Raw genomic sequence first — 21,087 nt, 5'->3', positions numbered from 1 at the left:
AAACTCCTCTCCTACCAGATACTGTTGCTGGTGATCCGCTTGGCAAGCCCGTTTACAGTTACCAGCAGCACCAGATTAATCAGTGAATTGAACAGTCCGACGGCGGTGGCGAAGCTGTAGTTGGCATTCAGCAGGCCGATCCCGTAGACGTACGTGGCTATGATCTCCGAATTGACAATATTGAGCGGATTCTGCAGCAGATAGACCTTTTCAAAGCCAATCGCCATCACATTGCCCACATTCAGAATCAGAATAATGACAATCGTCGGCACAATGCCGGGCAGGTCCACGTGGCGGATTTTTTGAAACCGTGAAGCCCCGTCCACCTTGGCTGCCTCGTAGAGCGTCGGATCGATGCCGGCGAGTGCCGCCAGATAAATCACTGCACTGTAGCCGGCCGTCTGCCAGATATCGGACCATACATAAATTGAGCGGAACATCCCGGGTTCGCCCAGAAAGTTCACCGACTCCAGCCCGAAGAAGTTGAGCGCAATATTGGCAAAGCCCAGACGCGGTGCCAGGAATAGCATGATAATCGACACCATAACAACCGTGGATATAAAATAGGGCGCGAACGAGACCAGCTGGACGAACCGCTTGAACCGGCCGCCGCGGATTTCGTTGATCATCAGGGCCAGCAGAATCGGGATCGGGAACCCGGCCAGCAGCAGATAGCCGCTGAGCAGCAGCGTATTTTTGACCAGCGTCCAGAACATCGGATTTTCAAAAAACAGCCGGAAATGCTTGAGCCCGACCCAGGGGCTGCCCCAGATTCCTTTAATAACGTTGTAATCCTTAAAAGCCAGAACGGCGTTCGCCATCGGATAATACTTGAAAATAAGAAAGAACAGCAGCGGCGGGATGACCAGCAGATGCAGCTGCCAGTGCTTCAGTATCTTTTTTCCGGCGACCTGCAGTCTGGCCCGGCCCTTGCTGCGGGGCACCGTCCGGCTGCGCAGGGCTATATCTTTTTGCAGGTTGATCTCCCCCTCAAAGTTTTGTTAGCGTATACTTCAGTGATTAGCTTCGTACAAAACTCGCCTCGGAAGCATACGCTTTGTTTTGTGTTTCGCAAGCATAAGCTTTGTTTTGTGTGATAGCGCTTTCTACACGAGTTGATCATAGTGGATAACCGCCGTCCCTGAACAGGTACACTTCCGTATTTTGCGTACATTTCACCCTGTTTGCAGGGGGCAGTACTTCCTGGTACGGCCTCTATTCCAGTAATTTGTAAGCGGATTCATATCATTCCGGCAAAATAGAACGGCTGCACCCTCCCTACCGGATGATGCAGCCGTAAGCGGTAATACATATTTAAGCCTGAGCGGAGCCGGCCTCTATTCAGTACCCGATTGCCGGTACGTACTCGGTGAGATTCCTGTTAAGCGCTTGAAGGCTCTGCGGAAGGAGTGTGAGCTGTTATAGCCCACCAGGGCGGCTATTTCATCGACAGTATACCGGCTATCCCTCAGCAGAACCGCTGCACGGTCCATTCTTACCTTCACCAGATGATCGGAGTAATTGACCCCGGTCACCTCCTTGAACAGCTGGGAGATGTATTTTTCCGGCCGCTCCACATGCTCTGCCACCCGGTAGAGGGTCAGCTCGGAATCAGCGTACATTTCCTCGGTATACTGATACATCTGCTTGACGATCTGGGTATGGGCCGCTTTTTTCTTATTGGCAATGTAACCGCAAAGCTCCTCCATAACCGTCTGGAACTCGGCTCTGATCATGTCCGGCGGCTCCGCAGAGCTGATGTCAATGATCCGCCGTTTGGCTCCCTCGAAGAGCGGCGATTCCATAAAAGCCTTCTGATCCAGCAGCTTGAGGAAGGTTCCCTTCATCTCCCCGATCAGCTGGTGCTTCATCTCGACGGACAGCTCCCGCCCGCCCAGGTTCTGCTCAAAGGCCCCATCGAGAATCCGCACCGCCTCCGCCAGCTCTCCGGCCCGCAGTGTACTGATCAGCCGCTGCTCTGTATCGAGCGGATAATAATAAGTGCTGCTGTTCTCAAGCTGTGCTTCATGCGCCCAGAGAACCCCTTTATTGTTCGTATAGACCGCATACTCCAGCGCCTGCTTCGCCTGCTCGAATGAGCCGCTGACCTCCGTAGCCAAAGGGAAGTAACCCCCGAAGCCGGACTGGATGGAGATCCGGTATTCCTTCAGGACGAACTGGGGCCATAATGCCGGTAATACGGACTTCCTGCTCCGGTCCCGCCCCCTCTTCTCCGCTGTTCGTAAAGAACAGGACGACGATTTTATCAGAGCCCAGATCCGTTACCGGCAGGCTTCCGGCCATGGATATAAACGCCTGCTTCACCAGCAGCCTGGCCGCGTTCAGCTCATTCAGGATTTCTACACTGTCCATGCCGTTATAGCCGCTGATCAGGATTACTCCGGCATATCCAGCCCCCTGATTAAGCCCGATATCGGCCTGGGCAGCTGCAGAGGCGATTTCTTCCCGCGACTCGAATTCCCCGGCAATCAGCCGCTTGACAAAAGCGTCCCGTACGAGCGGAAGCTGGCGTGTAAGCTCGCTTTCCAGCAGCCTGTTCTTGGAAATCATATCGGCGATATTTCCGCTCAGGAAATCGAACTCGCTCTGCTCCGCCGATTCCTCCTTGCCGAACTGCTCCTTCATCACACTGAGCAGCCGGTTGATCGGAGCACTGTTGCGGTAAGCCAGCACCAGTCCGGCCAGCAGGCCGAGGAACAGTGTGCCTCCGGTTATCAGCCAGGACGTATATTTGATCCTGTTCGCATTCTCCATCAGGCTGCTGCGGGGAATTCCGGCCTGATACACCCAGCCGTTCTTATCTGAAGCGGTCGTAATGACCAGATCGTTCCGGTAGAACTGGCTGACCCTGCCGGGATCAAACGAAGCGTCAGCGTGCAGCTCCTCCATATAAGGTTCATCCTGTCCCTGCAGCACAATCGTTCTGCCCTGCGCATCGCTGATATGGACCCAGCCCCCGTAACGTTCGGTCAGGCCGGAGAGGAGGCTGGCGATAATTTTTTCATCAATCATTACAACCACTACGGCAGGAGATGAATCGTTGAAGCTGTCGAGCGGCAGCGACTGCATATAGGTAATAACCGAGGTCTGTACACCCTTGCCGACAAAGGCGCTAAGCGGCCTGATTTCGCTGCGGTGTGTTTGCTGCAGCACCTCCGTCCGCCACTTTTCAAGCGGCAGCTCATTATAATGATAGATCTCATAATAATGCTCCGGGCGGTAAGATGAACCTGAGGTCAGCACCAGGTCGTAGTTGGCGAGATAAATATAATAATTCTGCAGAAAATCATTGGTCTGTCCGAAGGTGAGCACATTGCGCATTGTTCTCCAGATCCCGTAGACGTTCTTTTCCCCGCTTCTTTCATTCAGCAGCACATTCAGCTCCGGGTTGATCGCCAGCTGCCGGGTCAGCCCCTCCACTTCAGCCATCCGGCGCTCCAGCAGCTCCTGGCTTTTCTGCAGCTGGATCACGCTATTCTCAATGGAGATGGATTCCGTTACGGAAATGGAGGTACGGTAAGACATATATCCGCCAATGCCGGGAATGATCAGAATCACCATATAAGAGATTAGAAATCTGCGGAATACCTTGGAGTACTTGAGCATGGATTCATTCCCCTCCCGATTGATAGCGCTATCATTATATAAGCTTAAAAGAATTTGCCCGGCAGTCAAGTCCCTTGTCAGGCGCTGCCCGGTCTGAATCAGCCTTAGCCCTTCACAAGGCTAACTTATCTGCAGCCTATTTTATGGCAGGTTCTGCAGCACAATGCCGGAATTCTCCAGCTGTCCGGGCACTAGCTGCCCGGCGAAAAAAGGAGCCGCTGCCGGCTCCTTTACGCTTTCATTCCTTGCATTTGTTCTGCCCCAGGTCCTTAACAGGCCGGCAGAAGCATCAGCCGCCCAGTTCTTCACCGCCCCCACTCTTTTCCGTGTAGGTGTGATCCATGGAAGCCTCCAGAATATCGCCGAAGGCCCAGTGTGTCAGCGGTACATCGAGCCAAGGGGAAGCTGCCGCACCGGATAATGGGCCCCTGCCGAACGCCCTGTTCACGGCTGTCACTGCTTCAGCGCGGGTCACCGCCTGACCGGGGCGGAAGGTGCCGTCTGCATAGCCTTTCAGAATGCCGGCTCCCTGTGCCTGCCGGATAGCAGATTCAGCCCAGTGACCGGCGGTAACATCACTATATCCGGCCCCGGGTGCCGATGTAATATTCCCAAGCAGCACTACGAGGCTGGCCAATTCTGCCCGGGTAATCTGCCGGTCCGGCCTGAAGCTGCCGTCCGGATAACCGTTCATCAGCCCCATAGCGGCTGCACCGGTTATGGCCTCTGCGGCCCAGTGACCGGCCTTTATATCACTGAACGCCGGTACTGCTCCTCCGCTTTCACGGGCAGCTGCTTTAACCAGCAGTGCTGCCATCTCCGCCCGGGTAATCTTCTGCTCGGGCTTGAATAGTCCGTCAGGGTAGCCGCTGATATAGGCTTCATGCTGCTTCCCGGCATCCTGATCTGCCGCCGGTGACGCGCTTGGCCCAGGCGCTGCAGAAGGCGTTGCGGACGGAGATACCGATGGAGATGCCGTTGCTGCCGGAACCCCGCCCGGAACTGCCGGCACCGGTGACGGAGCTGCTGTCGGCGCCGGAGTTGCTGTAGCTGACGGCGCAGGTGTAGGCTGCCCGCCCGGATCTGTAGGGCCGCCGGTTCCGCCGCCGACAGTATAACTGAGCTGGTCGCTGAGCATCAGGCTGCCTGAGGCTTTAACCGCCTTCAGCACATGGACTCCGCTGCTGAGGCCGCCCAGGCTGAAGAGCTTTTGCAGCACCTGCCGTTCACTGCTGTAAGCACTCACTGTCTGGATAAACTCACCATCCAGATAGATATCCATATTGCCGAGCTCAGGCCCCTTGGGACCGCTCATAGAAATGCCGGTGCCGCTGAACGTATACTCCAGATAATCCCCGTCAGCTTCCGTATAGTGGACATCGTTCAGATAATCTCCGTTAAAAGCAAACGTCAGCTGAAGCATGCCCTCCGGCTGTGCGGCCAGATACTCCTGCTTCACTGTTACGGTATCACCTGTAAGTGTATAATCTGTCCCTTCAGCCAGTGTATAAGTACCCTGGCGGATGCCTCCAAACAGGGAAGGCTCGCGCAGCAGCTTTACCTCAAGTCCGGCTGGCGCAGCTTTGTCGAAGACAGCCTCCACCGGATTGATCAGATCCGGAATTTCCACCTTCAGCATATCCAGCAGCATGAAGCTGCCTGATTTTTTCACCGCCTTCAGGGTATGAAGCCCTTCCGGCAGTCCTGTAATGCTGTACAGGTTCTGCTGGGCCAGGCGTCCGTTATTGTAGGCACTGACCGTCTCCTTAAATTCTCCGTCGACATAAATATCCATGTCGCCCTGGGAAGCGTCTTTTTCGGTATACAGCTGGATGCCCGTACCGCTGAAGGTATATTCGAAGGAGTCGCCGTTCTGCTCGGCGTACTGCACATCATCCTTGTAATCGCCCATGCCCCGGCCGGTACTGCGTGACCAGGAGCCGTTGTAAACAATGGCCGGATCATCATTATTTATGAGCGAATAGCGGACCATCGCCGAGCCAGTGATGCTTATCTCAAGCACAGCGCTCGCTCCTCCATCGAACATGAAGGTCAGCTCCGCTTTGCCTGAAGGCAGATTATACAGATAGTCCTTACGGATGGTGACCCCGTTCCGGCTTACTGTATAGTCTCCGCCCTTTGCCAGCACCGCTGTCCCGTTTCGGACCTCCAGCAGCGAATCACTGCCCGCCGGAAGACTAACCGTCACATCCGCCTGTTTGTCCGGCGCTTTATCAAATTCAGCTGACGCCGGGTCAAGCAGCCGGCTGACGCTGATTCTCAGCGCATCCAGCAGCATGTATTGGCCTGAGCCCTTTACTACCTTCAGCGTATGCTCTTCATCGGCAAGCCCTGACATGCTGTAGACAACCTGCTGGGCTTCCTTGGCCCCCGGTGTATAGGTGCTTACCGTCTGCGGGCTGGCTTCATCGTCCAGATAGACCAGGATATCCCCTTGCGAGGAATCCTTCTCCGTCAGCAGGTCGATGCCCGTTCCCTTGAAGGTGTATTCAAAATAATCGCCGTCCGTCTCGGTGTAGTGGACATCTCCCCGGTAATCCCCGTGGGGTCTGCCCGACTGCGAGGACCAGGCTCCGCTGTAGACAATCCCGCTGTCGCTGTCATTGATATAGACCGCCTGCGTCACTGTGCCGCCGCCTGGTTCAGCCGGATTCCCGCCGCCAGGGGGCTGTGCCGATTCTGAAACGGTCACCGCAATGTCCTGTGAGGCCGGAGTCTGCTCCTTGCCGCCATTCCGCTTCCAGGAGCCGGTATAGCGGACATTCGTATCATCGTCGTTGACGATGGATGCTCCGCTCTTGGCCGTAACCTTGAGCAGCCTTGAGGCATGCGGCTCCAGCGGTCCGCTGCTGAAGCCGGTCCCGAATGTCCCCAGCTCGCTGCGGCTCCACAGATCGCGGACAGAAGCCGGGCCCTCCAGGCCGATGTCACTCCAGTTCACATCCACTGCGGCGCTGCGGCTGCCGAGATTGAACAGGGCCACATTATAAGTCCCGTCACCGTTATTGGCATACCAGACCTGCTGCTGGCTGTTCATCGATACCGGATGCGCCGGATGTCCGGCCTGGTTGACGGCGATGACCTCCTCATTGGTCAGCAGCTGCATTCCGTAATCATCCAGCCGGGTCATATCATTGCCGATATAGAGCTGCGCCGCCGATACTGCCCAGAAGGTCATGGCCGTCTGCCGCTCATCCCGCGTAAGTCCGTCCATCGCACCGTTGCCGACATTGAGGGAATCAAAATCATTCCAGCCCCCGGGGCCGGCCTCTCTCCACCAGATCGCAGCCTCCGGGAACAGGCGGGCGATATTGGCCCACTGGGTCAGCCCGACACTGCTGTCATACGACTCCACATCCCAATGGATCCGCCAGCCGTTGGCATACTGCTTCCAGAAATCCGCATAGTTGTGGTCCAGCGCCCATGACAGCTCGAACCAGATATCATGGCGGTCCAGCGCCTTGGACCAGGCCTCCACATCCCCGCGCGCATCACGGCTAAGATTGTTGATGCCCGAGCCTGGAGTAACACTGTCGAACTTCACGAAGTCGATGCCCCATTCACCGAGAAGATCAGCGATCGAGTCCACATATTTTTGGGCACAGGGATTAGTGAAATCGATTTTGTAAGTATAGGAGTTCCAATAGTCCATAACCGTCAGCGGCTTATAGGTGATGTCCTGTATCCTGCACTCCCCGTTGGTGCCGTAAATTTCGAGATTCTGGTTATAGGCGTCGATCGATACACCCGGAATCAGATAAATCCCGATCTTCTGGCCGTTGTTATGCACATAGTCGATAACCTCCTGGAACCCGTCCGGATAGCGCTCTGCGTTAGGTATAGGCCGGCCGTATTCATCCATTCCGCCGTTCCAGCCTGCATCAATATTGATATATTCATAGCCGTAGGCCTGAAGCTTCTCGTGCATGGCATCAGACTGCTCCTTGATGCGCTCTGCCGATATCCAGTTGCCGGATGGTTCATACACCTGCATGCTGTAGCTGCTCCAGCCCATATACGGCTTCTGGGCGAGCGCTTTGTCCGCCGCTTCCGCCACATTCCCTGTGATTCCCGCCACTCCGGCCTGTACAGCTACCATCATGCAGAGCAGCAGACTGACCCCGATTCTTTTAGCCAAAGACTTCAAATTATCCCAGCTCCCCTCGCAGTTTATGAAGCGCTTCCATTTTGTTATACGAGAAAAGCATAGGGGCTGACGCCCGGCTTGAACAGGTACATCTGCGGTCCCCGGCGTACAGCATTCCCGGTTTACAGGGGGCAAATCCCGCAGAGACAGCCAATTTTCCTTATCCCCAAAAAACCTTGCCGAGATGATCACTCTCCTGCAAGGTTCACCGGGTGAATCCGGATTTCGCTGTCACACTGCTCCCGCGGTCTGCTCCCGGCCTTCCGGCCGGACTGCGGTATAACGCTGTCTTACTTCCTCCACGACATTGCGCAGCCGGTCGCAGGTGGCGAGCAGCTGGTCAACCTCTTCCCGGCCCACCTTCTCAATAATTTCACTCAGGATGCCGGAATAATACACCATCCGCTCGCGGAATACGGCCTGACCCTCACCGGTAAGGCTTATATATACGGCTCTCCGGTCGGCTTCGGAAACGGTCCGCCGGATAAAGCCCTTATCCTCCAGCGCACTGATGGTCTGTGAAGCGGTAGGCCTGCTGATCTGCAGCAGCTCGCTTAACCGGGACACCATAATGCCGCGGCACTCCGGCGAATCCGGCCGGGCCTCTTCTTTTTTCATCATCACATCGATCATGAACATCATCAGAAATTCACCGTAGGGAAGCGGATCATTCCAGTTTGTACGGTTCGTTAAACTTCTGATATTCTCAAATACCTTCAGCAGCTGCTCTTCCTGATGATCCTGGGAATTCATAAGATACCTCCGTGTATGGTATTAGTCAGTCCGGCCGTTACATAACCCGAAATACAGCATCATTCAGCTTCTGCAGCAGCCGCCCCAGCTGCTCACGCTCCGCCTCATTAAAGTCCTGCAGCAGCTGCGCGAATTTGTCCCGGCGCACTTCCGTATCACTCTTCAGCGCCTCTGCGCCCAGCTCTGTCATCTGCAGCGTATACGCTCTGCCATCCTGGGGGTCGGGAACGCGGAACACATAGCCTTTTTGCTCGAGGGCAGAAGCCTGCCGGCTGATGGTTGAAATGTCCAGATGGAATTCATCGGCCAGGGCCTTTACCCCGGCGGAGCCGTTCGATGCGATCTGATGAAGCAGCAGATAGGCCGAATGATCAAGAATTCCGTACTTTTTGTAGGTGCTGATGGAGGTCAGCCTGCGGCTGAGAATGGTCATTTCCAGTTCAATTGCTTCTAGCGGGCTTCGTTCCATAATGTGCAGCAGCCTCTCTTTCTTTGCATATCCGATATTTATTGACTTCAAATGCGCAGCTTGTATAATACAAGTATATAGTTTCATTATACAAGTTATTTCAGCAAAAGCTAGTCCATTTACAGTTGGGGGAACCTCATGAAAGCTCATGAAATCATGATCCGGCAGGTGTACAAGGTGAAGGAATACGATACCGTGCGGACCTTTATCGAGAAATGCCTGGAGCACCGGATCAGCGGCATGCCGGTCATCAACGACCGGAACGAAATTGTTGCCTATATCAGCGACGGGGACATCATGCGGTATATCGGGAAGCATGATGATCTGATCGTCGATTCCTTTTTTCAGATCAATGTGATTAAAGGCGACGAGGATGAATTCGAGGAGCGGACCCGGCGGCTGCTGAACCTCAACGTCATGTCCATTGCCAGGAAGAAGGTCATCACGGTACCCTGGGATGAGGATATTGAACGGATCGCTGCAGTCCTTGGCAAAAAACAGATTAAAAAAGTTCCGGTTGAACGCAACAATGTGCTTGTCGGCATCATCAGCCGCGGGGATGTCATCCGCCATTCTTTTAAAGCCTTGTTATAGCAGCAGGCAGCAGCACAAAGAGACCGCCACGGCTCAGGACGGCCTCCAGTGCATTATTCTTTTAACAACGCAGGTTACAGCTTGAGCAGCTGATCCACTTTGACCGGCATCCCGGTGGCAATCGACTGGTTGGCAGCAATCCCGGTCAGAATCGACTGGGCACCGTCAATATGTGAGGCTGCCCGGTTAAAGCGGTCATCCGCCGGACGCTCGAAGATATCGCGCAGCATCACCGGGTCCCCGCCGCCGTGTCCGCCTACGCCCTCCTCAATCTCCACCTCATACGGGGCAGCAAACTGCGGGAAGATGGTGATCCGCTTGTCTTTTACCGCACCCTCCTGATCCTTGCCGCCTCCGGCATTGACGTAGGATTGCTCCACAACCTTGACCTCCATCCGGCCTTTGGTGCCGTTAAAGACGATATTGAAGCCTTCCCACGGCAGATAGGCATTGAGGGAGTAGTTCATGATTGTCTTGTTCTTGTATTTGACCATAACGCCCATGGTGTCCTCAATGCTGATATTATCGCCAAAAACGCTCTGGTCGCGCAGGTACCCGTCCTCGTGCTCGGTGTCCAGATACATCTTTTTCAGCTGCTCATTGTCCTTGAGATGCAGGGCAAACGGATCATTTTCTGCCGCCTTGCTTCCGTGCACCCGCTGGTAGAACTCGGTAACCCCGCGCTTCTCGGCATTTTCCCGCCCGTAGAAACGCAGATCGCCCATCGCAAATACCGTATCCGGCTGCGAGCCGAGCCAGAAATTCATCAGGTCAAAGTGATGCGTCGATTTGTGGACCAGCAGCCCTCCGCTGTTGCGCTTGTCGCGGTGCCATCTGCGGAAATAATCTGCCCCGTGCTGCGTGTTGAGCAGCCATTCAAAGTTGACGGACAGCACCTCGCCGATCGTCCCGTCCATCAGCAGTTCGCGGATTTTGGTGTTGTGCGGCGCATAGCGGTAGTTGAAGGTTACGCGCAGCTTTTTGCCGGTACGTTCAATTGCATCCAGAATCTCCTTGCATTTTTCCACATCCGTAGTCATCGGCTTCTCGGAAATCACATCGCAGCCCAGCTCCATGGCCCGGACAATATAACGGTGATGTGTGCGGTCAACACTGGTTACGATCACGGTATCCGGCTTCGTCTCTTCGATCATTTTATCAAACTCATGGGCCTTATACGCTGGAACAGCATGGTAATTGTATTTGTCGGTCAGCAGGGTATTCACGTAAGCCATTCTCGCCCCGTTGACATCACACAGGCCCACGATCTCCGCGGTCTCCCGGTAATTCGTTGTAATCTCCCCGTAAAAGAATTCGGCCCGGCCGCCCGTGCCTACAAAAGCATATTTCTTGCTTCCCACTGTTATCACTCCATCGCTATTGTTTTGAATGCGTTTACTACGTATATTGTAAAGTATAAAATCCATTCATTTCTAAACGGTTTTTGCTGAAAATAAGCTTTTTTATGCATATATTATCCTTAATGTAGGAGTGGGCAAAGTGCAGGAGGAGAAGCAGGAATTTTTGTTTTGTGTGGAGCAGGTGAAAAGGGCCGGCGCCTTCAGCATGGACACCGACCATTTTCATGAAACCTATGAAATTTATTATCTGCTTGCCGGGGAGCGCAGCTACTACATCAATAATCTGGTCTATTCCCTGCGCAAGGGCGATCTGATCTTCATTAACCGCAATGAGCTGCACCGGACGATGGCCAGGGGCACCGTACGCCATGAGCGCATCCTGATCAACTTCCGCCGGGAATTTCCGCAGGAGATGCTTGGCGGCAATAGCCTTACGCTTCCCTTCTTCAGTGAGCAGTGCCTGCTGCTGCGGCCGGATGCGCACGAACAGGGCACCATTGAGAACCTGCTGTTCGCGATGCTGAAGGAGCAGCAGGAGCCGCGGGGCCACCAGAGCCTCTACCTGCAGACGCTGCTGATCCAGTTCCTGATTGAAATGAACCGTATCCGCGAAAGCGCGCAGGCCGCAATCGCCCCGGCCAATGACGAGAAGCAGCGCAAGGTATATGAGATTATCGAGTATCTCCAGGCCCGCTACAGCGGAACTGTAACGCTAGAGGAGCTGTCGGAACGCTTCTTTCTCAGTGTTCCGTACCTGTGCCGGCTGTTCAAGCAGACGACCGGCTTCACGATTATTGAGTATCTGAACACGATCCGTGTTCAGGAAGCCCAGCGGCGGCTGCGGGAGAGCAGCGACTCCGTTACAAGGATCGCCGAGGACACCGGCTTTGACAGCATCGCCCACTTCGGCCGCGTGTTCAAGGCAATTGCCAAGCGCTCGCCGCTGCAGTACAGGAAGCAGAACCGGTGAAGGAACTGCCGTGAGTGGAATAGTAGTTGGAACAATGCTACTTAAATCAGACGCTTTTGTTCCAAAACGGGGTTACAGCCTGAACTAAGTGTCGTTTGTCCACCTAATGATTGCAACATTCAAAAAAGGTCAAAATGAAGTAGCAAAAACCCACCTAAATCCCACTTACGCCAAAAAGCCCTGTTGAGAAACATTCAACAGGGCTCGGAAGCTCAAATAAATGTGCTGAGCTCCACAATAAAACTGCGTAAAACGTAGCCTCAACCAGCTATTCCTTCACGCCTCCCAGCGCCACGCCTGCGATGATATATCTGGATAACAGGAAATACACCACAAACAGCGGCAGGGCCGTCAGCGCCAGACCCATATAAATCGAGCCAAATTCCATTTTATATATATCGCCGCGCAGCAGGCTCACCATAACCGGCATCGTATACTTTTCTTTCTGTGTCAACAGAATCAGCGGCATGAACAGGTTATTCCAGTTCGCTACAAAGGCAAAGATTGCCTGTGTTGCTACTGCCGGCATCATCAGTGGCAGGATGATCCGGTTAAAGGTTTTGAATTCGCCGGACCCGTCGACACGCGCAGCTTCCACGATCTCCAGCGACAGGGTTGCGAGCAGATATTGGCGCATGAAGAAAACCACAGCAGGTGCTGCAATCGCGGGCAGGATCAACGGAAGGAAGCTGTTGGTCCAGTGGATTTTATACATAAACTGATAGAACCCGATTGCACTTGCCTGGGAAGGAATCATCATCACACACAGGATAAAGGTAAAGAACGGCTTCCGCAGCTTCCAGTCATACGTTACCAGTCCATAGGCTGACAAAGAGGAAAAGTACACAGTCAGGATGGTGGCTGAGCTGGAAATAATGAACGAATTCAGAAAGCCCTGTATGGGATCAAAGCTTTTATCCAGCAGCACTCTCAGATTGCTCATCATGTGAGACGAGGGAAGCAGCGAGAGTCCGCTCTGAATCTCCGCTGTAGAGCGGGTAGCATTAACAAACATGATCCAGAACGGGAAGATGCTGAGCACCGCCAAAAAGATGCAGACGATATAAACAATCGTTTTGTTGATTCTACGGGTAACGGTTTCACCTTTAGGATTCGGATTCATGCACTACACCTCCCTCGCAGCTGATGCTTTAGCAGCTTTTCTATAAGTTTTCTCTGCTTTTTTCAATTTCTCGGCGTCGCGGTCCCGCATTAAATAGAACACCAGACTGGACAGTACAGCAGCAATAACAAACATAATCATGCTTGCCGCAGCAGCTCGGTTATACATATAGCTTCCCTTGAAGGCCTGCCCATAGATGAACATCGACGTAGTAAGCGTAGAGTCATCCGGTCCGCCCGCCAGGAACAGCTGAGGGATATCAAACATCGTCAAGCCGCCAATCATCGATGTAATCAGTGTGAACAGCAGAATGGTCCGCAGACTCGGGAGTGTAATCCGGAAAAAGGTCTGGAAGCCGTTCGCGCCGTCGATCGCCGCAGATTCGAAGAGAGCCGGGTTAATGCCCATAACGCCAGCGACCAGGATAATCATGGTGTTGCCGTACCACATCCAGAACTGGATGAACGCCACGATGCCGCGCGCTGTTGTCTTGTCCTGCAGGAAGAAGATTGGAGCATCAGACCAGCCCATCAATTCAAACAGGCTGTTCATGGGCCCCATCGGATAGGCAAACAAAGAGCTGAACAATACTGCAATTGTACCCGCTGTGATGATATTGGGCATGTACAGCAGCACTTTAAATGCTCCTTGTCCCTTTATGTTGAGGCGCTTGTTCGTGAACCATGCCGTGAGCAAAAGCGCAAGAGCAATCTGAGGGATAAAGTTGATGATCCAGAGCAGTCCGGTGTTGATCAGGGATTTCCTAAAGGAAACGTTGTCGAATAGCAAATCCTTAAAGTTTTGAAAAGGGTTATCCAGAAAATGAATCGGTTTGGGTATCAGCCCCTGCATATCTGTAAATCCGATGACTGCGGTGTAAAGAATGGGATATAACGAAAAAATCAGAAAGGCCAGGACAAACGGAAACGTAAAAATGTAGCCGAATTTTGCGTAGCTCACACCTTTGCGGCGCATGATTTCACCCCTTGTTATATGAAGGGACGGGATGAATTCCCGCCCCTTCCATTTCTTCTTGTCTTCTTATTCGCTGTCGATGCCAAGCTGGTCCTTGACCTGCTGCTTGAACGTTTCGATTGCTTTATCGCGGTCTTTGTTGCCTGCCGTATATTCACGCACCTGATCGCGCCACAGCTTGTTAATGGTTTCATCATACTGGGTCAGGTTCTTACCCGAAGCGTTGGCGTTGGCCGGAACAAACACGTCGAACATGTTCTGACCGCCGAGCAGCGGCACTTCACCGTTGGATTTCGCCATTACCACAGAGGAGGCAACGCTATCCTTGGTACCCTGTTCGCCATCTTTCATTGTTCCGTTGGCCCAGTAATACTGCAAGCCGGTTTCGGAGGTATCAAGTGTCACCCATTTGATAAAGTCCGCAGCTGCTTGTTTCTTGGCATCGTTCTTGGTTACTTCCTGGTTAGCAAGCAGCCAGGTGCCTCCCCAGAAGAAGCCTGTCGGTGATTCAGTAACAGCCCAGTCGCCATTTGTGTCTTTGACCTGTTGGCTCATTGTATAGTTGATGAGCCAGGCGGGACCGAAGAAACCGAAGATTGGCTGGGCGCCGGCGCCGGACATATCCGCGAACCAGCCTTCAGTCCAGTCTGTTGTATCGTTGTGGTAGCCGTTGTCCTTCAGCTTTTTGGAGAGATCAAGGAACTCTTCGCGCTTGGGATCGATATGCAGCTTGCCGTCGACAATCCAGCCTTTTTCCGAGCTGTTCTCGATGGCGTGCCAGATATCCCCGTCACCGGAAACGATGCCGTAGCCTTTGGCCTTCAGCTTCGCAGCGGCTTCATAGAATTTCTCCCAGCCTGGTCCAACTTCAGTCTTGATAGTTGCCGGATCGTCAGTTCCAAATACATCCTTGGCAATCGAGCGGCGGTAGATAAAGGCACCGCCTGTCGCCTGGTAGCCGAGGCCCTTCAGCTGGCCGTCCTTGCTGCCGATATCAACCGAATATTGGGCGATGCCCGCATCCTTAACCATTTGATCGTCAAGCCCGAGGTCCGCATAGTTAGCCGCATATCCGGAAGCGTCACCTTGTGTATATTTGAGGACGAAGGCCGCTTCAGCTGCAAAAATATCCGGTGCATCCTTCCCGCCGGCTGCCAGGGCCTGGTCAAGCGCAGGCTGATAAGCGCCGTCAGTCGTTGCAATTACCGTTGTTTTGAATTCCACATTGGCGTCGGGATGAGTCTCCAGGTACTTTTTAGTCATGTTCGGAATCTCGTCGGTGAAGCTCCAGAGATTGATCGTCACCTTTTCCCCGCTACTCTTGGCCGGAGCCTCGGATGCAGCAGCCGATGCTGCCGGACTTGCCTCAGAGCCGGAAGAGTTTGAGCCGGAATTAGAGTTGCCGCCACACGCTGCAAGTGCAGTTGACATCACCAGCAGTGCAGAAATCCCTGTAAACACACGTTTCAACCTTTTCATACTTTGCCTCCCCTTTTTGTTTGTGCCTACGGTTTATGTAACCGCATACATGATTATATAGCTGATTATGCTTCTCCGTAAGGAACCTGTGATTGGGAAAACTTCCACTATTTTTGGATTCCACTGCCAGCAGGATGCCAAAAGACATCAGGGGAACAACCCTGATGTCTTTTAGCGTACGTACTATTCGTTTTGCTACTTATCCGCTTTCAGCGCCTCATCCTGCTCCCTGATGAACTCCTCAGGTGTTACCGCCTTACCGAACAAAGCCTGGACCTGGTTAATGTGTACACCCGAAGCGCCGGGCTTCATTTGGGTATCCAGATAAAGCGTTACTTTGCGGGCTTTACCCAGTTCATCCAGCAGGTCAATGAACAGCCACGGCAGCCTGATAGACGCCGTGTCTACTTTGGTAGCGGGGATGACACCCGCATCCACAACGGAATGCTCGCCCCATTTTTCAATGAAAAAGCTGACAAAACGCTTAGCCTCTGCGGCATGCTCCGAATTCCGGGATACAAATAAACCGGTGCCCGGTCCGCCAACCCAATCATCTACACTTCCTTTACCGCCAGCTATGGCCGGAAACTTGAAGTATCCAATGTTGTCCTTGAATTCCTGCGGGATGCCTACAGTAGTCGTATAGTCCGGCAGCTCCCAGGTCCCTGTAACGAACATGGCCGCTCCCCCGTTCAGAAACTGGACTTTGGCTTCATCATTGGATAATCCGTTATAGCCTTTTACGAAGGCGCCCAGGTCAACCAGCTCCTGCACTGCTTTGGCGGCTTCAAGGAGAGCTGGGTTCGTAAAGTCCTGATCTGCTACAGCTTTATCCAGCAGATCAGGCCCGCCGATCCGGTCAGCCAGATACATGTACCAGAAGGAGGACGGCCAGCCTTCCTTGCCGCCGAGGGTAACCGGAGTAACTCCGTTATAATCCAAAATGCGGATAATCGTCTTCAGCTCATCCAGCGTCCGGGGAATCCGCAAGCTGTATTTTGCAAAAATTTCTTTGTTATAGTAGACCGGAACAATGTTGAGTTCCACCGGAAGAGCATACGTTTTCCCGTTAAAAGAATAGGCTTCCGTCGTGCCGCCTACGAACTTGCCGTTCAGCTCCGTCTGTAAAAGATCGTCCAGCGCTGCAAATTTGTTGCCCTTAACATAAGGGTCCATCGACCCGGCTGCCCAGGTGAATCCGATGTCCGGCAGATCATTGGAAGCGGCCAGCACCGTGAGCTTGCTTTTGTACTGCTCGGTCTCCAGTGCCTCCGTCTTAACGGTAATGTTCGGATTGGCCTTTTCAAACTCGCTGATAATATCCTTTACCATTTTGTTCTGCGCTGATTTGTTGCTGTCAGGCCATGAATGCATCATTTTGAGGGTGATTTTTTCACTTCCGCTTTCGGCGCCGTTCCCGTTGTTACCGTTGCAGGCTGTCGCTGTCAGCAGCAGGGCCAGGAGCAGGGCACAATATAATCCGATTTTTTTCGTGGGTATCCCTCCCCTGCGGGTTCTGATCATTAACGGACTTCCGCTTTCGTCTCGTTCCTCATGGACCGGTACTGTCCCGGACTCATCCCCTCGTGCTCCTTAAACAGCTTATTGAAATACTTTACCGCCTGATAGCCTGTACGGCTGGCAATTTCCGCTATCGGCAGATTGGTTTTGAGCAGCAGCTCCTTGGCCTTCTGCAATTTTCTGCGGGCGACATATTCGCTGAAATTGATCTGGCACTGCTCTTTAAACAGCGCGCTGAAATAACTGCCGTTCAGATGCACATGCCCGGCGACCTCCTGGAGGCTGATTGCCTCCTCTAGGTGCATTTCCACGAATTGAATCGCCTGGCGGACCGGATCGCTTAATGCGGCTTCCTCATTCCTGACTTCCAGCAGCTGCGGGTCGGCCATCTTCCGCATGAAGAGGAGACGTTCCCGCTCCTCGCCCGCCTTCAGGGCCTTTTCCACCGATTCCACCAGCTTATCCCGGCTGACAGGCTTCAGCAGATAGTCCACAACAGACAGATGAATGGCCTGCTGGGCATATTCGAACTGGGCGTAACCGGAAATAAGAATGACGGACGGCTGGGAGCGGATTCCTCTTTCCCGCAATTGGCTGACCAGGGCAAGACCGGTGATTTCCGGCATGCGGATATCGGTTATCATCAGCTCGACTGGAGTCTGCTCGAGAATCTGAAGCGCGTCCACTCCATTGCTTGCGGTGAGCACCTCAAATTGGCCGGCTGACCACACCCCCAGCATCTTCTTTAAGCCTTCTCTTGATTTCGGTTCATCATCGACGATAAGAATCGTTCGGCTCCTCATGGCATTGTGCCTCCTTGGACAGGTATTTCGATGCTGATGGTGGTGCCTTGGCCCTTCTGGCTGTCGATATGCATAACTGCAGCATGCTCCCCCGTTCCCGGGAAAAACAGCTGAAGCCTCTTCTGGACATTGGCAATTCCAACCCCGGAAGCCTTGGAAGAAGTTACCCTGCCGCTGTCCAGTTCTTCCATAAGGGACGACAGCTTCTCTTCATCCATTCCGATGCCGTCGTCCTCTACTGTAATGACAATCCGTTCTCCTTCGCGTGCAGCCTTCAGCTTGACCCTGCCGGGCTCAATTCTGCTCTCCACGCCATGCAGAACAGCATTCTCCACAAGCGGCTGCAGCAGCAGCCGGGGCAGCTCGGCATCCTGTACTTCGGGAGAAGCCTCGATCTCCCATTCCAGGCGGTCCTCGAACCGCACTTTCATGATGTACAGATACTTGCCTATATGCTCCAGTTCATCCCGGAGCCTCACCCAGCCCTCTTCACTCTGGCCGGTAATGGTATAGCGGAATAAATCAGACATGGCCACAACATACCCTGCCAGCTCGTCTTCATCTTTATCCAGCAGCGACCAGTACAGCACATCCAGTGTATTGAATAAAAAGTGCGGATTAATCTGGGCCTGAAGCGCTTTCAGCTCCGTGTGGCTCCGGGAAAGCTCCTTCTCATAAACCAGCTGAATCAGCTCATTGATATTATCCACCATTTTGTTATAGGAATAATTCAGCTCCTGAATTTCCATAGTGGATGACGCCTTCTCGGTCGTTCTCAGAATACCGAGCCGGGTGCTTCTCATCGCTTTGATCAGCTTGAACACAGGACGGGTAATGAGCGTGGACAGGAAAAAAGAAAGCACAGTGAACAGTACGGTGCCGATAACGGCCGATACAACGATTGTGGTCCGCAGGACAGAAATCCCTTGGGTAATCACGTTAACCGGAGTCAGGATAAGCAGCGTCCACCCGGTTACGGCAGACCGCTGTTTCACAACGACGAAGGAACGGTCCCCGATCGTTGCAGTCTGATCTCCTGACCTCCCGGCAAGCAGGGCTGCTGTTTCCTGCGAAATGGTATCATCGTTTGAAGTGATGAGCCGGCCGTCGGAATCCAGCAGCAGTATCGTCTCTTTCTCCCCCTCCCCGGACAGGGAACCTTCCAGCGCAAACTTGCTGCGATCCGAGCGGATAAGCAAATATCCGCCTGTTGTGAAATACCGGTCGATCAGGCTGATCTGCCGCACCGCCAGCAGCGAAGTGGGGTCGAGCGGATCAATCCCGTACCAGACAAGGCTTCCTTCCTTTTGAGTCGCAAGCTCAATCAGATTTTCGGGCACCTTCCCTTTCAGGCTGCTGCCGTCGAGCGGGTACAGCCTCGTTCCGTCTTTGTTGTACAGCTCAACAGATTTGATATCGTCCGTGTATAACTGGACCAGGTTGATAATGGGCGGCAGTGCCTGACGTTCAGCAAAGGTTGGCTGCTGCCCCTCCAAATCCCGCAGCAGCAGCTGCTGGATATACTCATTGGTGGATACCAGTGTCGTCAAAGAATTAATCTGCTCCAGAATGCCTTCCAGACGGCCGTTGGCCTGAACGGCGGTTTGCTGAATATGCTTTTCGGCGTTGTTTTTGAGCAGCGTCGAAACCGAATGAAAGGTGAGATAGCCGACGAATGTGAGGATCAGGAGCATAACGGCGAGAAAACCGAGCAGCATCTGATTCCTCAGCGTATTTAACTTTAATCTTGATTGCAGCCACCGCACGCGGCCTCTTCCTCCCCTTGTCACAAGGCCATACCATGGCGGCCTGAAATAAAGTAAGGGCTTTCAACCAACCCTGACTGCATTATATTAGCACGCCTGCGGACGACCGGGAACCCCTTATATTAGTGAGATTTATTCTGAGATAACGATATCCGGACTGACCGCTCTTTTTGCAAGATATCATCAGCTGCGGCAGCACGGCCGGGCATTATGAATGTCCGTTGTTGCAATTAACGCTTTCCTTCATAACGCACTGCCACTGTTATAAAATGGAACGGGTCTTTTCACCATTTGAACATAGTTTCGGCTGATCAGCAATGATTCTCTCCCAATATAGCAACTCTGTATCCGAATACCCTATAAAGTTGTGATAGTATTAACTTGTTTGTTTCATAAACGACTACCTAACCGTACAGAAAGGAATGGAACAGTATGAAATACAGACGACTTGGCAATACCGGACTGAAGGTAAGTGAGATCGGGCTTGGCAGCTGGCTGACCTACGGGACTGCAGCGGAACAGAAGGCTGCCGATGAGTGTGTGGCCGCTGCTTTTGAATGCGGTATCAATTTCTTTGATACGGCCAACGCTTATAACCGCGGTGAAGGGGAAAAAGCAATCGGGGCAGCTCTCCGGCCGTATAAACGCTCCGATTATGTGCTGAGCACCAAAGTATTCTTCCCGATGGGCGACGGCGCGAATGACCGCGGCCTGTCACGCAAGCACATTATGGAGCAGTGCGAAGCCAGCCTGCGCCGTCTCGGCACCGACTACATTGACGTCTATTTCTGTCACCGCTTCGATCAGGACACACCGGTCGAAGAAACGCTGCGGGCGCTGGATGATCTGACCGCCCAGGGCAAAATCCTCTACGCCGCTGTCAGCGAATGGAGCGCGGCGCAGATCGCTGCCGCCAGCGGCATCAGCCACCGGCTGAACCTGCGGCCGCTGGCCTCCAACCAGCCGATCTACAACATGTTCGAGCGTTACATCGAACAGGAAGTGCTGGAGGTTTCCCGGGAAGCCGGACTGGGGCAGGTCGTCTTCTCCCCGCTGGCCCAGGGCATCCTGACCGGCAAATACAAGCCGGGCCAGCAGGCTCCGGCAGGGACCCGCGGCGCCGATGACTCAGTCAACGGCGTCATCCGCAGCTACCTGCGCGACGATGTGCTGGGTGTGGTTGCCCAGCTCGATGAAGTCGCGGCCGGCCTCGGCGTGAAGCTGTCGCAGCTCGCGCTGGCCTGGGTGCTCCGTCAGCCGGGCGTCAGCTCCGCGCTGATCGGCGCAAGCAAGCCTGCGCAGGTGCAGGAGAACGCGCAGGCCGTGGACATCGTACTCCAGCCGGACACGCTGGAGACGATCGACCGCATTCTGAGCCAGGTGGCGGGCTTCGCACCGGCGAGATAAGGGGACGGCCGGCTGAAATCAGCAACGGCCGGATACACACAGCAGAGCAGCGGTTCCCTTGGGGCCGCTGC

17 protein-coding genes are annotated in these 21,087 nt (G+C 53.7%); 3 read left to right on the top strand and 14 right to left on the bottom strand.

The genetic code is table 11. The features are described 5' to 3' along the window. Positions 1–11 precede the first annotated feature (11 nt). The 7 genes from BLR64_RS13940 to BLR64_RS13920 all read right to left on the bottom strand — a co-directional run bounded on the left by BLR64_RS13940 (position 12) and on the right by BLR64_RS13920 (position 9,017). Positions 12–944: an ABC transporter permease gene (locus BLR64_RS13940; RefSeq protein ID WP_244157701.1), complete on the bottom strand. Its 933-nt coding sequence runs from the start codon at positions 942–944 to the stop codon at positions 12–14. A gap of 393 nt (positions 945–1,337) precedes the next feature. Then, positions 1,338–2,120 carry a helix-turn-helix transcriptional regulator gene (locus BLR64_RS30790; RefSeq protein ID WP_244157700.1) on the bottom strand — a complete coding sequence of 261 codons (783 nt, stop codon included), beginning with the start codon at positions 2,118–2,120 and terminating at the stop codon, positions 1,338–1,340. Beyond that, positions 2,047–3,627, bottom strand: a complete 1,581-nt coding sequence (locus tag BLR64_RS13935; protein ID WP_244157699.1) for a cache domain-containing protein — start codon at positions 3,625–3,627, stop codon at positions 2,047–2,049. The genes BLR64_RS30790 and BLR64_RS13935 overlap by 74 nt, the downstream gene beginning before the upstream one ends. A 141-nt stretch (positions 3,628–3,768) precedes the next feature. Next, positions 3,769–3,936: a hypothetical protein gene (locus tag BLR64_RS30330; protein WP_167360677.1), complete on the bottom strand. Its 168-nt coding sequence runs from the start codon at positions 3,934–3,936 to the stop codon at positions 3,769–3,771. Next, positions 3,917–7,795, bottom strand: coding sequence for a X2-like carbohydrate binding domain-containing protein (locus BLR64_RS13930; protein ID WP_090714994.1), 3,879 nt, complete (start codon positions 7,793–7,795; stop codon positions 3,917–3,919). The genes BLR64_RS30330 and BLR64_RS13930 overlap by 20 nt, the downstream gene beginning before the upstream one ends. Before the next feature lie 231 nt (positions 7,796–8,026). Continuing rightward, entirely contained in the window at positions 8,027–8,548 is a 522-nt protein-coding gene (locus BLR64_RS13925; RefSeq protein ID WP_090714992.1) for a MarR family winged helix-turn-helix transcriptional regulator, read from the bottom strand. A gap of 37 nt (positions 8,549–8,585) precedes the next feature. Further along, a complete protein-coding gene (locus BLR64_RS13920; RefSeq protein ID WP_090714990.1) occupies positions 8,586–9,017 on the bottom strand; it encodes a MarR family winged helix-turn-helix transcriptional regulator in 432 nt (143 codons plus the stop codon). 138 nt (positions 9,018–9,155) lie between these two features. On the opposite strand from BLR64_RS13920, the gene BLR64_RS13915 reads away from it, so the two are divergent. Beyond that, positions 9,156–9,611, top strand: a complete 456-nt coding sequence (locus BLR64_RS13915) for a CBS domain-containing protein (RefSeq protein ID WP_090714988.1) — start codon at positions 9,156–9,158, stop codon at positions 9,609–9,611. 74 nt (positions 9,612–9,685) lie between these two features. On the opposite strand, the gene BLR64_RS13910 is transcribed toward BLR64_RS13915, so the two are convergent. Next, positions 9,686–10,972 carry a Gfo/Idh/MocA family oxidoreductase gene (locus BLR64_RS13910; protein WP_090714986.1) on the bottom strand — a complete coding sequence of 429 codons (1,287 nt, stop codon included), beginning with the start codon at positions 10,970–10,972 and terminating at the stop codon, positions 9,686–9,688. A 139-nt stretch (positions 10,973–11,111) separates the two neighbouring features. Here BLR64_RS13910 and BLR64_RS13905 point away from each other — a divergent pair, with 139 nt between their 5' ends. Further along, positions 11,112–11,942 (top strand): helix-turn-helix domain-containing protein, encoded by an 831-nt coding sequence (locus BLR64_RS13905; protein WP_341833382.1) that lies wholly within the window; start codon positions 11,112–11,114, stop codon positions 11,940–11,942. Positions 11,943–12,210: 268 nt separating this feature from the next. Here BLR64_RS13905 and BLR64_RS13900 read toward each other — a convergent pair whose 3' ends face one another. From BLR64_RS13900 to BLR64_RS13875, 6 genes are all read right to left on the bottom strand, one after another. Next, complete coding sequence (locus BLR64_RS13900; protein ID WP_090714984.1) at positions 12,211–13,065, bottom strand: carbohydrate ABC transporter permease; 855 nt, start codon at positions 13,063–13,065, stop codon at positions 12,211–12,213. Positions 13,066–13,068: 3 nt separating this feature from the next. Next, positions 13,069–14,040 (bottom strand): carbohydrate ABC transporter permease, encoded by a 972-nt coding sequence (locus BLR64_RS13895; RefSeq protein ID WP_090714982.1) that lies wholly within the window; start codon positions 14,038–14,040, stop codon positions 13,069–13,071. Positions 14,041–14,106: 66 nt separating this feature from the next. Next, complete coding sequence (locus BLR64_RS13890) at positions 14,107–15,519, bottom strand: ABC transporter substrate-binding protein (RefSeq protein WP_090714980.1); 1,413 nt, start codon at positions 15,517–15,519, stop codon at positions 14,107–14,109. Between the two features lie 195 nt (positions 15,520–15,714). Further along, the gene (locus BLR64_RS13885; protein WP_090714978.1) at positions 15,715–17,043 is read right to left on the bottom strand and encodes an extracellular solute-binding protein; all 1,329 of its coding nucleotides are present in this window, start codon (positions 17,041–17,043) and stop codon (positions 15,715–15,717) included. Then, positions 17,043–17,843 carry a response regulator transcription factor gene (locus tag BLR64_RS13880; RefSeq protein WP_090714976.1) on the bottom strand — a complete coding sequence of 267 codons (801 nt, stop codon included), beginning with the start codon at positions 17,841–17,843 and terminating at the stop codon, positions 17,043–17,045. The genes BLR64_RS13885 and BLR64_RS13880 overlap by 1 nt, the downstream gene beginning before the upstream one ends. Continuing rightward, the gene (locus BLR64_RS13875; protein WP_244157698.1) at positions 17,840–19,609 is read right to left on the bottom strand and encodes a cache domain-containing sensor histidine kinase; all 1,770 of its coding nucleotides are present in this window, start codon (positions 19,607–19,609) and stop codon (positions 17,840–17,842) included. The genes BLR64_RS13880 and BLR64_RS13875 overlap by 4 nt, the downstream gene beginning before the upstream one ends. Positions 19,610–20,041: 432 nt before the next feature. On the opposite strand from BLR64_RS13875, the gene BLR64_RS13870 reads away from it, so the two are divergent. Further along, a complete protein-coding gene (locus tag BLR64_RS13870) occupies positions 20,042–21,016 on the top strand; it encodes an aldo/keto reductase family protein (RefSeq protein WP_090714973.1) in 975 nt (324 codons plus the stop codon). Positions 21,017–21,087: the final 71 nt, after the last annotated feature.

This window comes from Paenibacillus typhae (assembly GCF_900099765.1).
Taxonomy (GTDB): domain Bacteria; phylum Bacillota; class Bacilli; order Paenibacillales; family Paenibacillaceae; genus Paenibacillus_AQ; species Paenibacillus_AQ typhae.
Note: the sequence above shows the minus strand (reverse complement) of the source record. Positions and strands in the feature narration are given on the sequence as shown.

Excerpts from the sequence above, each read along its gene's own strand:
- BLR64_RS13935 (WP_244157699.1), bottom strand. The coding sequence starts at position 3,627 with ATGCTCAAGTACTCCAAGGTATTCCGCAGATTTCTAATCTCTTATATG.
- BLR64_RS13925 (WP_090714992.1), bottom strand. The coding sequence starts at position 8,548 with ATGAATTCCCAGGATCATCAGGAAGAGCAGCTGCTGAAGGTATTTGAG.
- BLR64_RS13920 (WP_090714990.1), bottom strand. The coding sequence starts at position 9,017 with ATGGAACGAAGCCCGCTAGAAGCAATTGAACTGGAAATGACCATTCTC.
- BLR64_RS13915 (WP_090714988.1), top strand. The coding sequence starts at position 9,156 with ATGAAAGCTCATGAAATCATGATCCGGCAGGTGTACAAGGTGAAGGAA.
- BLR64_RS13900 (WP_090714984.1), bottom strand. The coding sequence starts at position 13,065 with ATGAATCCGAATCCTAAAGGTGAAACCGTTACCCGTAGAATCAACAAA.
- BLR64_RS13895 (WP_090714982.1), bottom strand. The coding sequence starts at position 14,040 with ATGCGCCGCAAAGGTGTGAGCTACGCAAAATTCGGCTACATTTTTACG.
- BLR64_RS13890 (WP_090714980.1), bottom strand. The coding sequence starts at position 15,519 with ATGAAAAGGTTGAAACGTGTGTTTACAGGGATTTCTGCACTGCTGGTG.
- BLR64_RS13885 (WP_090714978.1), bottom strand. The coding sequence starts at position 17,043 with ATGATCAGAACCCGCAGGGGAGGGATACCCACGAAAAAAATCGGATTA.
- BLR64_RS13880 (WP_090714976.1), bottom strand. The coding sequence starts at position 17,843 with ATGAGGAGCCGAACGATTCTTATCGTCGATGATGAACCGAAATCAAGA.
- BLR64_RS13870 (WP_090714973.1), top strand. The coding sequence starts at position 20,042 with ATGAAATACAGACGACTTGGCAATACCGGACTGAAGGTAAGTGAGATC.